Annotated in this window: 10 protein-coding genes; 1 reads left to right on the top strand and 9 read right to left on the bottom strand. The window is 63.7% G+C overall.

Features of this window, described 5'->3' with window-relative positions; translation table 11 throughout:
* The 9 genes from VF515_14975 to VF515_15015 form a co-directional block, all read right to left on the bottom strand.
* On the bottom strand, positions 1-878 hold an 878-nt coding region (locus VF515_14975; GenBank protein ID HEX7408934.1), incomplete at its 3' end, for a cbb3-type cytochrome c oxidase subunit I.
* Between the two features lie 2 nt (positions 879-880).
* A complete protein-coding gene (locus VF515_14980; GenBank protein ID HEX7408935.1) occupies positions 881-1,669 on the bottom strand; it encodes an SCO family protein in 789 nt (262 codons plus the stop codon).
* 75 nt (positions 1,670-1,744) lie between these two features.
* Positions 1,745-2,662, bottom strand: a complete 918-nt coding sequence (locus tag VF515_14985) for a cytochrome c (GenBank protein ID HEX7408936.1) — start codon at positions 2,660-2,662, stop codon at positions 1,745-1,747.
* Positions 2,659-3,810 (bottom strand): quinol:cytochrome C oxidoreductase, encoded by a 1,152-nt coding sequence (locus VF515_14990; protein ID HEX7408937.1) that lies wholly within the window; start codon positions 3,808-3,810, stop codon positions 2,659-2,661. Before VF515_14990 ends, VF515_14985 begins: the two co-directional genes overlap by 4 nt.
* A complete protein-coding gene (locus VF515_14995; protein ID HEX7408938.1) occupies positions 3,807-4,934 on the bottom strand; it encodes a quinol:electron acceptor oxidoreductase subunit ActD in 1,128 nt (375 codons plus the stop codon). Before VF515_14995 ends, VF515_14990 begins: the two co-directional genes overlap by 4 nt.
* On the bottom strand, positions 4,927-6,330 hold the full coding sequence (gene nrfD / locus VF515_15000) for an NrfD/PsrC family molybdoenzyme membrane anchor subunit (protein ID HEX7408939.1): 1,404 nt from the start codon (positions 6,328-6,330) through the stop codon (positions 4,927-4,929). Before nrfD ends, VF515_14995 begins: the two co-directional genes overlap by 8 nt.
* Positions 6,320-9,262: a 4Fe-4S dicluster domain-containing protein gene (locus VF515_15005; protein HEX7408940.1), complete on the bottom strand. Its 2,943-nt coding sequence runs from the start codon at positions 9,260-9,262 to the stop codon at positions 6,320-6,322. The genes nrfD and VF515_15005 overlap by 11 nt, the downstream gene beginning before the upstream one ends.
* A 13-nt stretch (positions 9,263-9,275) precedes the next feature.
* Entirely contained in the window at positions 9,276-9,872 is a 597-nt protein-coding gene (locus VF515_15010; GenBank protein ID HEX7408941.1) for a cytochrome c3 family protein, read from the bottom strand.
* A 265-nt stretch (positions 9,873-10,137) separates the two neighbouring features.
* Positions 10,138-12,009, bottom strand: coding sequence for a carboxylesterase family protein (locus tag VF515_15015; protein ID HEX7408942.1), 1,872 nt, complete (start codon positions 12,007-12,009; stop codon positions 10,138-10,140).
* A gap of 195 nt (positions 12,010-12,204) precedes the next feature.
* On the opposite strand from VF515_15015, the gene VF515_15020 reads away from it, so the two are divergent.
* The gene (locus VF515_15020; protein HEX7408943.1) at positions 12,205-14,271 is read left to right on the top strand and encodes an ATP-dependent helicase; all 2,067 of its coding nucleotides are present in this window, start codon (positions 12,205-12,207) and stop codon (positions 14,269-14,271) included.
* The last annotated feature ends 4 nt before the right edge of the window (positions 14,272-14,275 follow it).

Here is a 14,275-nt window from a genome sequence, read left to right on the forward strand (position 1 = left end):
ACCGAAGAGTAGGCGATGAACCGGTAGCCGAAAATGGTGCGGTGCGCGAACGTGGGGATGATCTCGGTGATCGCGCCCATGGCCGGCAGGATCATGATGTACACCGCCGGGTGCGAGTAGATCCAAAAGAGGTGCTGGTACAGGACCGGGTCGCCGCCCTTGGCCGGGTCGAAGACACCGATGCCGAAGACGCGCTCCAGGAGGACGAGCATGAGGGTGATGGCGATGATCGGCGTGGCCAGGATCTGCACCCACCCGGTCGCGTACAGCGACCAGGCGAACAGCGGCATCCGATGCCAGGTCATTCCGGGCGCGCGTAGCCGGTGAATGGTGGTGACGAAATTGAGGCCGGTCAGAATCGAGGAGAATCCGAGGACAAACGCCGCGAACACCGCCAGCGAAACATTCGTGCCCGTGCGGATGCTGTACGGAGCATAAAAGGTCCACCCCGTATCCGGAGGCCCGCCGCCCGTGAACAGCGAGAGGATGGCCAGGAGCGCGCCGATGATGAAGAAGTACCACGACAGGAGGTTCAGTCGGGGAAATGCAACGTCCTTTGCCCCGATGAGGATCGGCAGGAAAAAATTTCCGAACGAGGCAGGCAGACCGGGAATCACGAACAGGAAGATCATGATGACCCCGTGCAGCGTGAACATGGCGTTGTACGTCTGGGGCTGCATGATCGTCGGGCCCATGGTGAGCTGCTCGAGACGCATCAGTACGCCGATGGTCATGCCCACGAGGAAGAAGCTCAGCATGGAAAAGAGATAGAGGATGGCGATCCGCTTGTGATCGGTCGACAGAATCCACCCCAGCAGTCCTTTGCGGTCACCCGCCTCGAGAAAACTGCGTTCCGCATGCGTGGCGATTGCGGCCATGCTCATGAGTGGGCCCCTTCCGTCCGGCTCCGCTTTCGGCTCGGCAGCAGCACGAATACGGCAAAGGCGCCAGCCAGCACGAGAGTCACCAAGCCGGCGACCCGCGTGAAATTGACCACGTATTTCCGCCCTTGCGGGTCGTAGCTGAAACAGAAACTCAGGGCTTTGCTGATGCTCGGCCGGGCCAGCCCGCTGGCGGCCTCACCGACCGCCATCTTCAGGTCGGCCGGAAGATAGGTGATGCCGTACATGTACCGTGTCACCTTTCCCTGGGGCGAAAGCACGATCAGCGCTCCCGGATGGATGAAGGCATCGCGATCCTTCTTGAAGCCGAAACCCACCGTATTCGCCAAGGCCTTCGTCGAGGCCTCGTCACCCGTGAGGAACCGCCAGGCTGTCGGCGGAAATGGCCGTTTCAACAGTTTGAGGTAGTTCGTCCGCTTGGCGGCGGCGAGATCAGGCGTATCCGTGCTGTCGAAGCTCACCGTTATCACCTGGAAGTCTTTTCCGGGTTCGAGATCGATGGTGTTGAGCGTGCGGACAAGGTCATTGAGCTGAGGTGTGCAGATACCGGCGCAGCGGAAGTAATTCAGTGTGAGCACCGTCGGTTTATCGATGAGCTGTCGCAAGAACACCTTCTGCCCGGTCTCGTCGTTGAGCTGCAGATCCGCCGGGATCGTGGCGCCGAGTTTCTCGTTGATGCCGACTTCGTCCGCCGGCCGAGCCTCCGACGTGGCGCCTGCCGGCGCCGACCACAGTAAGAGCAGGAGGCACAGGGCAACCCTTTTCATGGCCCCTCCTCGATCGAATCGCACAACACGCGTTGGCCTGCCGGCCGGTCTGTTTTCTCGTGACATGTAGCTCTTCTAACGACGGGTAACCTTGATCAGCTCATCGTACAGCGTGCGCCACTCCTCCGGGCTCAGCGTTGCCACGGAAACGGAGAACCCGTTCGCCGGGGTCTCGGCGCCCACGACTTGGGCGAGCGCCGAGGCGCTTTCCCGCCACGACGCTGCCAGCGCCAACGTCCGGGCGGCCCTAGCCTTGTCCTCAATTACCCTGGCAAAGAGCCGGGCGCCAGGGTCACCATCAGCCAGGGCCGGCGGTGCGAGCGGCGGTACCGCAGTGGACTCGGCTTCGAGTTTGGCCATTGCCATGCTCACGGGGATCTTGTTCGGTACCGCCTCGCCGGCGGCGGCAAACTGCTTCTCAAGGGCATCCAGCGCTGCCTGGTCCTCAGGACCGTGCGGAAACGTGCCTAGTGATTGTACGTAATGAGCGAGCGCCATGCGATCGCGCGCGCGGAGATAGTCATAGGAGGTCATGGCGCTTCCCTTGATCCCCTCACTGAGCGTCTTGTAGATGCCCGCCAACTGGTACCCGTTCTTCCACGCCGCCGCTTGCGTAAAGTCGCGCGGCCGCGGGTTGAGCGTGGCGGAGGCCGGACCGTTCCCCTGTCCCTGGGGTCCGTGACAGGCGGTGCAGTTTTGTTCGAACAGGGACTTGCCGTGACTCAGCAGCTCGGGGCTCGCCGTCAGGACAGTCTTCGGGTCAATCGGCGGCAGCTCGTATCCTCTCGCTGGTGGGTACTCGGTGGGATCGAGCCAGCCCGTCTCGCCCTGTGGCGCGGCGACTGCGGGCACTGCCGGCGGCTTGTTGGCATGGCGCAGCCCAGGCACGACAATGAACGCGAACAGCGCAAAGATGGCGATCGCCCCCACCGTCACGAGGAAGGTGGAAACGAGACGCCGAAGCTCTTCGGGGCTGACGTACTGATCGATCACGACCGAAACTCCAGCCCCTCTTGCAGTAAGGGGTCGCCAATAGGCATGTCGGCGCCCATCGCCATGGAGCGGCGGACCCACAGCACGGCCAGGCCGACGAAGCACAATGCGAAGCTAATCTCCGGCCACGACAGCGGTGGACTCGTGCCGACGACGGGGAGGATGAGCCAATAGAGATCCAGGAAGTGCGCCCCGAGAACCAGCATCGCCACCCAGCGGAGGCTCCTCGGATCATGCTTTCTGTCTTTCGGGACGAGCGCGAAGAACGGAACGAAAAAGTGCACCACAGCCAACAGCAGAATCACGTTCAGCCACGGGCCCTCGATGCGCTGTTTATACCAGAAGATCTCCTCGGGCATGTTCGCGTACCACATCAGCATGTACTGGGCGAAGCCGATGTAGGACCAGAAGACCGTGAAGGCGAACATGAACCCGCCCAAGCTGTACAGGTGATCATTGCGGACACCCGGAAGGCGGCCACGATCCATCAGGTAGAGGATCGCGAGCGAGCTGGCCGCCAGGCCGGCCAGGAATGTGCCGGCAAAGAGGTACACACCGAAAATATCACTGTACCACTCGGGCTCCAGGCTCGATATCCAGTCGAACGCCACCAAGGTAATGGTCAGTGCGAAGATCAACATGAACGCGGGAGCAAAACTCTTGGCACGCAAGGAGAAGGCGGGGTCTTTCGTCTGGTCCTGCCTGACGGATCCGCGTGTGAAGAGATTGTAGAAGATCAGCCACAGCGCGAAGCAAAGGATGACCCGGATGACGAAGAACGGCACGTTGAGCCAGGGGGCCTTGCCCGCCAGGGCCGGGTTCAGGGCCGCCTCAGGCCGCGCCCAGGGGTAGAGCACCGGCAGAGATAACAGCGCCACCAAGGCCATGGGGACCGCAAACACCACGAACCCGGATAGCCGCTCGGGCACACGACGGATGGGCACGCTCCACCTGGCGCCGACAAGATGCCCCAGCGCCACAATGAACTGGGACCCCAATCCGATCGTCAGGATAAACAGAAACCACACGAGCCAGTTTGCCCAGAAGCGCTCGGGCCGAGCGCCGAAGTAGGACACCACCACGCCCAGGGCCCCGACTGCGGCCATCACGGAGAACACTCTGGCGGACCCGATCCGTGATCCGTTCATTTGAAATCCTCGTCCGTGGCGTTCTGCGCCCGCTGCAACACCCGGACGTAATGCACAACCGCCCAGCGTTCGTCTTCCGTCAGGTCGGCGGCGTAGGAAGGCATAGCGTTCTTCCCAACCATGATGACGTGGTAAATCTTGCCGTCCGGGTAATCCCGGAAGGTCTGGGCCTGCAAATTAGCCGGCTTGGCGCCGTACGCGGAAGTCAATGTGGGAACCCCGTTGCCCAGCGCACCGTGGCAGACGGTACAGTGTTCGTTCCAGGCTTTGCGGCCCTGTTGGAGCACCTTCGGCGTCCGGGGCAGGGGGTTGATCAGGGCGGCGGCCTGCTCCTGCGTCTCAATGATATACGGCAGGTGTCCGCGCGCCACGGTCCCTTCGACCGGGCGCTGCATGCCGTGCCCATCCCTGAAAAACGTGTCGGCTTTCTGCACGTCGAGTCGAGGCTGGTCCTCCATGTGCACCATCGGCGGCAGGACCGGGAACAACTTGATGGCCCAGTACATGACGTAGCCCGCGACCACGCAGGAGATCCCAATTCCCAAGACGGTCCGGAAGAGGTCCTTCAGCGAGAACGCTTCCCCAAGCGGGTACGGGAGAACCTCCAACACCGTTGCGCCGGCCGTACGCAGCGCGGCCTGGGCGGCATCCACGTCGAGGGCTCCGCCGTCCGCCTCCACCGCGAGCGCAAACTTGTCCCGCGTGATGCCGGCGATGGCTTTCGACGACAGCAAGGGGTGGCCGAAGAACGGAAGCTTGTTCATCAATAACAGCATGCCGAGCCCGGCCGTGAAGGTGGCAAAGAGCACGGTGATCTCGAACATGATGGGCACGAAGGCCTGCCACGAAAAGAGCGCCTTGCCTCCCACCGGGATCGGGTAATCCACGGCGCTCATCCACCACTGGAAGAACAAGGCCGTCACCGCGCCCAGAGCCCCCGCCACCAAGACCATCCCACCCAGCGGCGAGCGACGCAGCCCGAGCGCCGCGTCGATGCCATGCACGGGGAATGGCGTGTAGGCCTCGAGGCTGCCAATGGCGCGCGCCCGCAACCGCGGAATGGCTTTCAACAGGTCGTCGGCGCTGTCGAACAGGCCGACGACCGCGAAGACCCGCTCACTCATGGCGGCCTCCGCTGGCGGCTCCACCGTGCGTGGGCTGGGCACCCGGGAGGATCACCTTCATTTCTGTCGTGGCGATCACGGGCAACAGGCGCGCAAAGAGCAGGACCAGCGTGAAGAACATCCCGAACGACCCGAACAGGATGCCGAAGTCGACCAGCGTCGGCTTGTAGATGTGCCAGGACGACGGCAGGTAGTCCTGGTGCAGCGACACCACGATGATCACGAAGCGCTCGAACCACATCCCCACCGTCACCGCTAGTGACACAAAGATCATGCCGACGTAGCTCCGGCGAACCCGGCGCATCCAGAGGAGCTGTGGGATGAGGACGTTACAGCTGATGGTGAGCCAGCCCGCCCACCCGTAGGTTCCCGTGATGTACTGCATGAAGATGTGGTGCAGGTACTGATCCATGCTGTACCAGGCGGTAAACGCTTCCATCACGTAGGCGTACCCCATCAAGCACGACATCGCGAGGATGACCTTGTTCATCACGTCCAGGTGATACGTCGTGATGAGGTTCTTCAGGTCCATCGTCTCGCGCACCACCACGAGCACGATGACCACCATCGCAAAGCCAGCGAAGATCGCCCCCGTTACAAAGTAGGGCGGGAAGATCGTCATGTGCCACCCGGGCACGAGGGACACGGCGAAGTCGAACGAAACGACGCTGTGCACCGAAAGCACCAGGCCGGTGGCCAGGCCGGCGAGCAAGAGGTACGCCTTCTCGTAGTGCTGCCAGTGGGAGGCGGCGCCGCGCCAGCCGAGGCTGAAGACTGTGTAGAGGAACCGACGAACCTTGCCCGTGGTCCGGTCTCTGAGCGAGGCGATATCCGGCACAAGTCCCAGGTACCAATACATAAAGGACACCGAGAAATAGGTGCTGACCGCGAAGACGTCCCACAGCAGCGGCGAGCGGAAGTTGGTCCACAGCGCCCGCTGGTTGGGGTACGGGAGCAGCCAGAAAGCGACCCAAGGCCGGCCCACGTGGATCAGCGGAAAGATCCCCGCGCACATGACCGCAAAGATCGTCATGGCCTCGGCGAAGCGGGCAATGGCGTTGCGCCAGCGCGCACGGAACAGGAACAGAATCGCCGAGATCAGCGTGCCGGCGTGGCCAATCCCCACCCAAAACACGAAGTTGATGATATCGAAGGCCCAGAAGACAGGGCGGTTATTCCCCCATACCCCTATGCCCATGTAAAAGGTGTACCCGATCAGCGAGAAGCCCATCGCCATGACGGCGACGGTGAAGGAGAGCGCCACATACCAAGCCGCCGGTGGTTTGCGCGCGGGGAACGCGAGAACCTGATCGTCGAGCCCGCCCAACGTGATGGGCCCCTCGAAGAGGGTGGGGGACCGCAGGGCGTCGGGCAGGAGCACGGCTTCAGACGGCATGTTTTCCCCCATCACCGGCCGGGTTCGTGAGATTGGCGAGATACGTCACCGCGGGTCGTGTGCCCAGTTCCTCCAGCACATGATACCCGCGGTTGCTCTTGGATAACTTGGCGACCGCACTCTCGGGATCTTTCAGGTCACCGAAAACGATCGCCTCCGCCGGGCAGCTGGCGGCACAGGCGGGGGTGATCTCTCCGTCGCGGATTGGTCTGTCCTCGGCCTTGGCCCGCAGCTTGACATCCTCGATGCGCTGCACACAGAAGGTGCACTTCTCCATCACGCCGCGCGGACGCACCGTCACCTCAGGATTGTACACCAGCCGTTCAGATTCGCTGGTCGAACCGGTGAAGTCCAGGAAGTTGAACCGGCGCACCTTGTACGGACAGTTGTTCGCACAGTAACGGGTACCCACGCAGCGGTTATAGACCATCTGGTTGAGCCCATCCGGGCTGTGATTGGTCGCGTTCACCGGACAGACGTTTTCACACGGAGCGTTGTCGCACTGTTGGCAGAGCATCGGTTCGTACACCACCCGCGGGGCGGCGGCATCGCCTTCGTAGTACCGATCGAGGCGGATCCAGTGCATCTCGCGGCCTTTGAGCACTTGCTCGGGCCCCACGACCGGGACGTTGTTCTCCGACTGGCATGCAACCATGCAGCCGCCGCAGCCGACACAGGCCGCGAGATCGATGGTCATCCCCCACTTGTGCTCTGGAAAGCGCTGCTCCGGGTACAGCGTTGGGAGTTCTTCATCCTTCTGATGCCGAGCCTCTTGGCGTGCGTATTCCGCCAGCGAGAAGCTGCGGACGATGTCCCGGCCCTCCATGCTGTCGTGCATCTGCACCAGCGGCAGCGCGATGCGCTTTCCACTCGCCGTCAACTTCACACCCGACCGGAGACCCGGAGCGGCGGAATGCTCGTCGAGCAGTGGATAACAATTGACCCCGACACCCTGTGCGACCGAGAGCGCCCCCCTGCCGTAACCGAGCGCCACGCTGATGACACCCGGCGCCTGGCCGAGTTGTACGCGGACGGGCACCTCAACACTCCGCCCGCCCGTCTCCAGTCGCACCACGCCTCCGTCCTCAAGCTGCAGCCGTTGCGCATCCGCCGGAGAAACGGAGACCGGGTTCAACCAGGTCACCTTGGTAACCGGATCGGGCAGTTCCTGGAGCCAGCCGTTGTTCGCGTAGCGGCCATCGTAGACGGCCGATCCGGGGTGCAGTACGAGCTCGAAACCATCGCCGGCCGGCGGTGCCGCCTTTGCCAACGCTCCTCGGATTGCGTCCGCGCGCAAGGTCCGACCCGGGCGCGGCTGCGCCGGCCGCGCCAAGATGCCGTCGTGCAACGCGGCGTTCCAAAAGCGCTCGAACGGCACAAGACTTCCTGCCGGGAAAACTTCCTTCTGCCACCGAGCCTTCAGGTAGGCGTGGTAGTCGGCCGGCACCGCACCACCCAACGCGCGCACCATGCCCAGAAGCACGTCCTCTCCCTGTTGCGTGTCGTAGAGGGGACCGCTCGTGGGCTGCTGGAGACTCAGCAGGTCCGCGGAACCTTCGTAGTCGCCCCACGCTTCGAGCCAGTGGTGCTCAGGAAGGACAATCTGGCACTGCCTGGCGGTCTCGTCCTGATGCAAACCGATGAACACCTTGGTTGGAACCGCCGCAACCGCAGCCGCCCACAGGCCGGCGTCGGGGTAAGAATAGGCCGGATTCACGCCCCAGAAGATGGCGGCGAGGAAATGTCCCGATTGCATATCCGTTACGTGCTTCCGCAACTCCTCGAGCGTGGCTACCGCAGCCGGCGCTGGTGCGAGGGCCGGATCCACGGTGTACCCTTCCGCACCCAGCATGACGTTGAGCAGGTGCACGGCGCTGTGCGCTTCAACCGGAACACTCGGCCCAGCCAAAACCAGCGCGGTCTTTCCCGCCCGGGCAAGGTCGGCCGCGAGAACGTACAGCAGCGCAGCGGAGACACCGGCCTCGGCCGCCAGCTTGTCGAGATCGAAAGCGGCGAGGGTGTCCGGCGGCAGCTCAGCCGGCAGCGGTACGCCGTGCCGCGCGTTGAGTGTGCGCGCCAGGCCGAAGGCCAGCGCTGCCGCCCTCGACGGCCGGAGGGCAAAACGATGGTCGGCCTTGGCGCCGGTAACGGTCATGCCGCCCTCGAACACCCAGAGACGATTCATACCATCGCTGGGCCCGTTCACCCGTCGTTTCGCTGCGAATTCCCGGATCGCAATGGGGGCGCTGGAATCGATGCCGAGGAAGTCTTTCTGGAACGAGAGAATGACGTCGGCCCGATCGAACCGGAATCGCGGGCATAGCGCCTCGCCGAAGCACGCCGTGGCGGCGGCGCGCTCGGCGTGCGGAGCCACTGGTTCGAAGGCCACGTGCGCCAGCCCTGGAAGCACGCGCTTGAAATCCGCGATGAGCCCCTTCCGCGTCGGGGACAGCACGGCGCCGGTCACCAGGAGCACCGGCTTGCCCGTATCCCTGGCCTCCTTCAGTGCCGCGACGATCTTTGCCTCTGCCTGGACTCGGTCTGCGGCCTTCCCATCGACAAGCGGCTGCCGCAAGCGATCTGGATCGTATAAACGCAGGGTGTCGGCGATAGCCCGGAGAGACGTCTTTCCTTTGAAGGCGGGGTGTTCATCGTTCCCCTCGATGTGGATTGGCCGCCCCTCGCGTGTGGTCACCAGGACGCTGTACGGGGTGAATCCCTCCTGGAACGTACTGGTGTAGTAGTTGGCAATCCCCGGCACCACGTCTCGAGGCCGCCGCGTGTACGGAACGATCGTCCCCCGGTCGATTTTCGAGCAAGCGCTCACTCCCGAAGCGAACGCGGCAGAGGCGCCGAGGAGCGCCAGGAAGCGCCGCCGGGAGATCTCCACATCTGGCAGCTCGATCGGGTCCATCGCTGTCGGTCTCTTCATCAGTTCGGCTCACTCACCGGTGGCAGGCGTTACAGTTCTCCGCTCCGCGCTCGATCTTCGAGTCCGGCGGCAGGGCCTCGTGGGCATCCCGATGGCAGCCGAGGCAGTTGCCCATACGCATGGACATTTGCTGGTACACCACCTCCATCGTCTGGATCTCACCGTGGCAGGTCTGGCAGGCGATGCCGCCGTTGACGTGCGGCCGGTGGTCGAAATAGACGTGATCCGGGAGGGCGTGAATGCGTTTCCACTCCAGCGGACGGCCCGATTCGTAGATCGCCGTCAGCTTCTGGATGGCGGGGCTGTCGGTCTTGGTAACCCGGTGGCAGTTCATGCAGGTCTCAACGGCAGGGATGCCAGCGTGGCGGGCTCTCGAGACCCCCGTGTGGCAGTACTGGCACGGAATCTTCATGGTTCCCGCATGCAGCCTGTGAGAATACGGAATTGGCTGTTCCGGGGCGTAGCCTCGGACAAATCGGTCCGGCTGCGTCACCCAGCCTACGGCCAGCACGGTCAGCAGAATCGCCCCCGCCCCGATGGGCAGGACACGGCGCGCGAATAGATCGTAACGGTTCAGATCGCCACCCCCACAGTCGTCGCAATGAATCACACACAGGCCCACGTCAGTGGGCAGTTTCTGACATATAATCCCAGCGATCCTGATACGTGTCGGGACCTAGCGCAATACCCCCGATGGTTCAAATCGTCTCTTATGCGCAACAAGCAACCCTTATCCAAACTGAACCGCGGCGATTGCATCCGCGGCAAACAAGAGCACAAAGCCCACCGGCGTGTGGGTTACGGTCCAGTACTCTTCGTTGGCGCGAAGTTATTCGCCGCGCTTCCGGGCAGCCCCGGAATCGGTTACTTGCCGCTCACCCCCACGGATAGGTGTCGTACGGAAACTTCGCACACCCATTGCGTCCGGCTGTCGGGTAATCTTTTTTCGTGATGCCCATGGACCACGAGGCTAGCTCACGAAGGATCATGCACTTGTCGCGTTGGGTCGGCAGTCGAGGATCGGCATCGATGGCCGCCAGCACGCTGGCCCGCGCCACCGCGTCGGGCGACATGCGAACTCCCCCACCGGCGGCGGTATCGAAGACGACAAACTTTGGAGCGACCGCCGTGTTCTCATCCCATGGGGTCCATTCCAGCAGCCGGCCGTCACGGCCGTGGCCGGGGGCACCGGCGTACGCGAACTCGGCCCAGTACGACATCATCTTTGCAGCCAGCTCCATGCGTCCCGGCTCGTTCGCCTTCGTAAAGATCATGTTGCCCGCGCGCCCGAGGTCGAAATGACCGAAGACGAACGGGATCTCGAAGCCGTGGGCGGCGCCGAGCATGACGGAAAGGTCAGCGCCCATCACCCGCGGCTCCTCGTCCCAGTCGAAGCGGTAGACGAACACGCTCGGTCCCTGAACCGCACGCATCGCCGCCGCCGGCTCGTCGGCACCGGTGGCCTTCCACATCTTGGCCACGTACTCCGCGCTCAAATTATAGCGCGGCTCGTCACGCAGCCGCGGAAAGATCCACAGGAGTTTCCGCACCCGCGCCGGATCGCCGAACAGGAACAGCTTGTTCTCGTCGCGGTTGGTGCCGAGCATCACGGGCACGCGGTTGTAGCAATCGGGACGCGCCAGGCATCGCATCGGCTCTTCCTGCGGCAAGACGACACCGTCGCGGAAGAGCTTGGGCATTTCGACCATGCCCATGCCGCGCATCGGCGTGTAGACGGAGAGGATATCGAAGTTCGTCTTGCCGCGCAGGTAGCGCTCCACCGCGGCGTCGTTCATGGCCGCCAGGCGCGTCTGTGCCGCGGTGCGCTCGGTCGCGGTGCCATCCTTGGTCAACAGACGGAGCAGCACTTCGTTGGAGCTGCTGGCATCGCCGGCCTCGGCGGCGTCGGTCAGATTCTCACCTTCCGCCGCGGTGCTCAGGTGTAACCCGCCGCTCTGCACGATGGCACGATGAAACATCCCGCGAGCCCGGGGGGAGAGCAACAGCGTGAACACGTTGGTGCCACCGGCAGATTCGCCGAAGATGGTCACGTTATCCGGGTCGCCACCGAAAGCGGCGATGTTCTCCCGCACCCATTCGAGCCCACGGATCAGGTCGAGCGTGCCGAAGTTTCCAGAGCGATCGAGTTCACTCGTGTCCTGCCCGCGCAAGGCCGGGTGCCGGAACCAGCCGAACGGACCCAGGCGATAGTTCAACGTCACCACGATCACGCCCTCGGTCACGGCCAGGTTCCCCCCGTTGTAGAAGCCGGCCTCGCCGATGGTATTGCCACCGCCGTGGATCCACATCATGACGGGCAGGCGTGCCGTACCATTAGATACGTCGGCCGCAGCGCGGGGCGGCCCGTAGACGTTGAGGTAGAGACAATCCTCGCTCCCCACCGGTGTCTCCGCCGGTCCCTTGACGCCGCCGATCGGGCTGGCGAACTGCGTACACGGCGAACCGAAGTCCAGCGCCTGGCGCGTGCCTGTCCAGGCATCGGGAGGCTGCGGCGCCCGCCAGCGTAGCGCCCCGACCGGCGGCTTGGCGTACGGGATGCCCAGCCAAGCGTGACTGCCGTAGCGTCCCTGGAAACCCACCACCTCGCCCGAGCGTGTCACCCGTCGCGATGTCGCATCAGGCAGGCGCGGCTCGGACTCGCTGCGCGCGCACCCCGATGCGCAAACACTGACAACGACTATGAGCGTTGCCAGCAAGCTGGTGACGGCGGCTCTCAAACGTGGCATTCGCGCCTCCTCTTATTATGGTTCCGTCCCACATATGCGGACTCGCCGATTTCTTCAAGTCTCATCCTCACCACATTCGTGCGCTCCGGCGCTCGGATCGGTATGCGCCCGTTGCTTTCGCTACGTATTCGCCTTAGGATTCCGCGCCTGCTCGGACCGATCCGAACACGCGCGAAGGACGTAGAGGTTGTGGCGATGGAGTCGCGCACGTATCTGGATGAACTCAACCCGGCCCAACGCTCGGCGGTAGAGTACGGTGTCACCGGCGTGGGCGCGGCGTTGCCGGCCGGCCCGCTGCTCATCATCGCCGGCGCCGGCAGCGGCAAGACCAACACCCTGGCCCATCGCGTCGCCCACCTGCTCTTGCACGGCGCCGATGCGGAACGCGTGCTGTTGCTGACCTTCACGCGCCGGGCCGCCCGAGAAATGACCCGGCGAGCCCAGCGCACCTGTGTACATGCCTGCTCCGCGGCTCAGGCCCGACAGATCCGATGGTCGGGAACGTTCCACAGCATCGCCAATCGGCTGTTGCGCCTCTACGCCGCGTCGGTGGGATTGCCTCCTTCGTTCACCGTGCTGGATCGCTCCGACTCCGAGGATCTGATGAACCTGCTCCGCGACGAGCTGGGCTTTTCCAGGAAGTCGACGCGTTTCCCCAAGAAGGCCACCTGCCTGGCGATCTATTCCCACGTGGTCAACACACAGCGGCCCCTCGAGGATACCTTGGCAAGTACGTTTCCGTGGTGTCAACGCTGGGGTGACGAGCTGCGCGTTCTGTTCCAGGCCTACGTCGCAGCGAAACAGCAACGCGACGTTTTGGATTACGACGACCTGTTGCTCTACTGGCATCAGATGATGACGGAGCCCGCCTTGGCCGCTGCCGTGCGCCGGCAATTCGATCACGTGCTGGTGGATGAGTATCAGGATACGAACGCACTGCAGGCCGCGATCTTGCTGGGTCTGAAGCCCGACGGCTGTGGGCTGACGGTGGTGGGCGATGACGCCCAGTCGGTCTTCTCCTTTCGCGCCGCCACCGTGCGCAACATCCTGGACTTCCCCAACCATTTCGATCCGCCGGCCGCGGTCATCACGCTCGAGCGCAACTACCGCTCAACGGCACCGATCCTCACTGCCTGCAACGCCGTCATCGCGCTGTCGAGCGAGGGCTTCGTGAAACAGCTGTTCTCCCGTAGGCCGTCGCAACAGAAACCGACTCTGGTGACCGCCGAAGACGAAGCCGGACAGGTGGAGTACATCGTGGAGCGCATCTTGGACCACCGAGAGATGGGCGTCGATCTCAAGCGCCAGGCGGTGCTGATGCGCGCGGCGCATCACAGCGATCAGCTCGAGTTGGAGCTGGGACGGCGGAACATCCCGTTTGTGAAATACGGTGGCTTGAAGTTTCTCGAAGCAGCTCACGTCAAGGACATGCTTTCCGTCCTGCGCTGGGCGGAGAATCCGCGCGATTCGCTCGCCGCGTTTCGTGTGCTGCAGCTCCTCCCAGGCATGGGGCCGCGCCATGCCCGCGCGGCGATGGAGCATGTCGAGCGGCACGGCTTCGATATCGCCGCCCTCTCGGGTTTCCACGCGCCCACCGCCACCGCCGAAGACTGGCCGGGGTTCTGTGCCCTCTTGCTCCGGTTACGCCGGCACACCACCGCATGGCAAGCGCAGGTGGGCATGGTGCGCACGTGGTATCAGCCGCACCTGGAGCGCCTGTACGATGCGGCACAGGTCCGCTCCGGCGACCTCGAACAACTCGAGCAGATCGCCGCCGCGTATCCGTCCCGAGAGCGCTTTCTCACCGAACTCACACTCGATCCGCCCGACGCGACTGGAGACGAAGCCGGCGTGCCGCACTTGGATGACGACTATCTGATCCTCTCAACCATTCATTCCGCCAAAGGACAGGAATGGGATGTCGTGTACGTGCTCAACATCGCCGATGGCTGCATCCCGTCCGACATGGCCACCGGCAATCCGGCGCAGATCGAAGAAGAGCGCCGCCTGCTGTACGTGGCGATGACGCGCGCCCGCGATCATCTCTATCTGGTGCACCCGCTGCGCTTCTTCACCCGCGAGCAACACCGGCACGGCGACCGGCACATCTACGCCCCGCGCACGCGCTTCATCCCCGACGCCATCCTGGAACACTTCGAGCGCGGCACCCACGGCCGTGTCCACCCCGGGGATTCATCCGCACCACCCGGCACCGGCATCCAAGTTGACGTCGGCGCGCGCCTGCGGGCGCTGTGGAGCTAGCAAG

The organism is Candidatus Binatia bacterium (assembly GCA_036382395.1).
Classification (GTDB): domain Bacteria; phylum Desulfobacterota; class Binatia; order HRBIN30; family HRBIN30; genus JAGDMS01.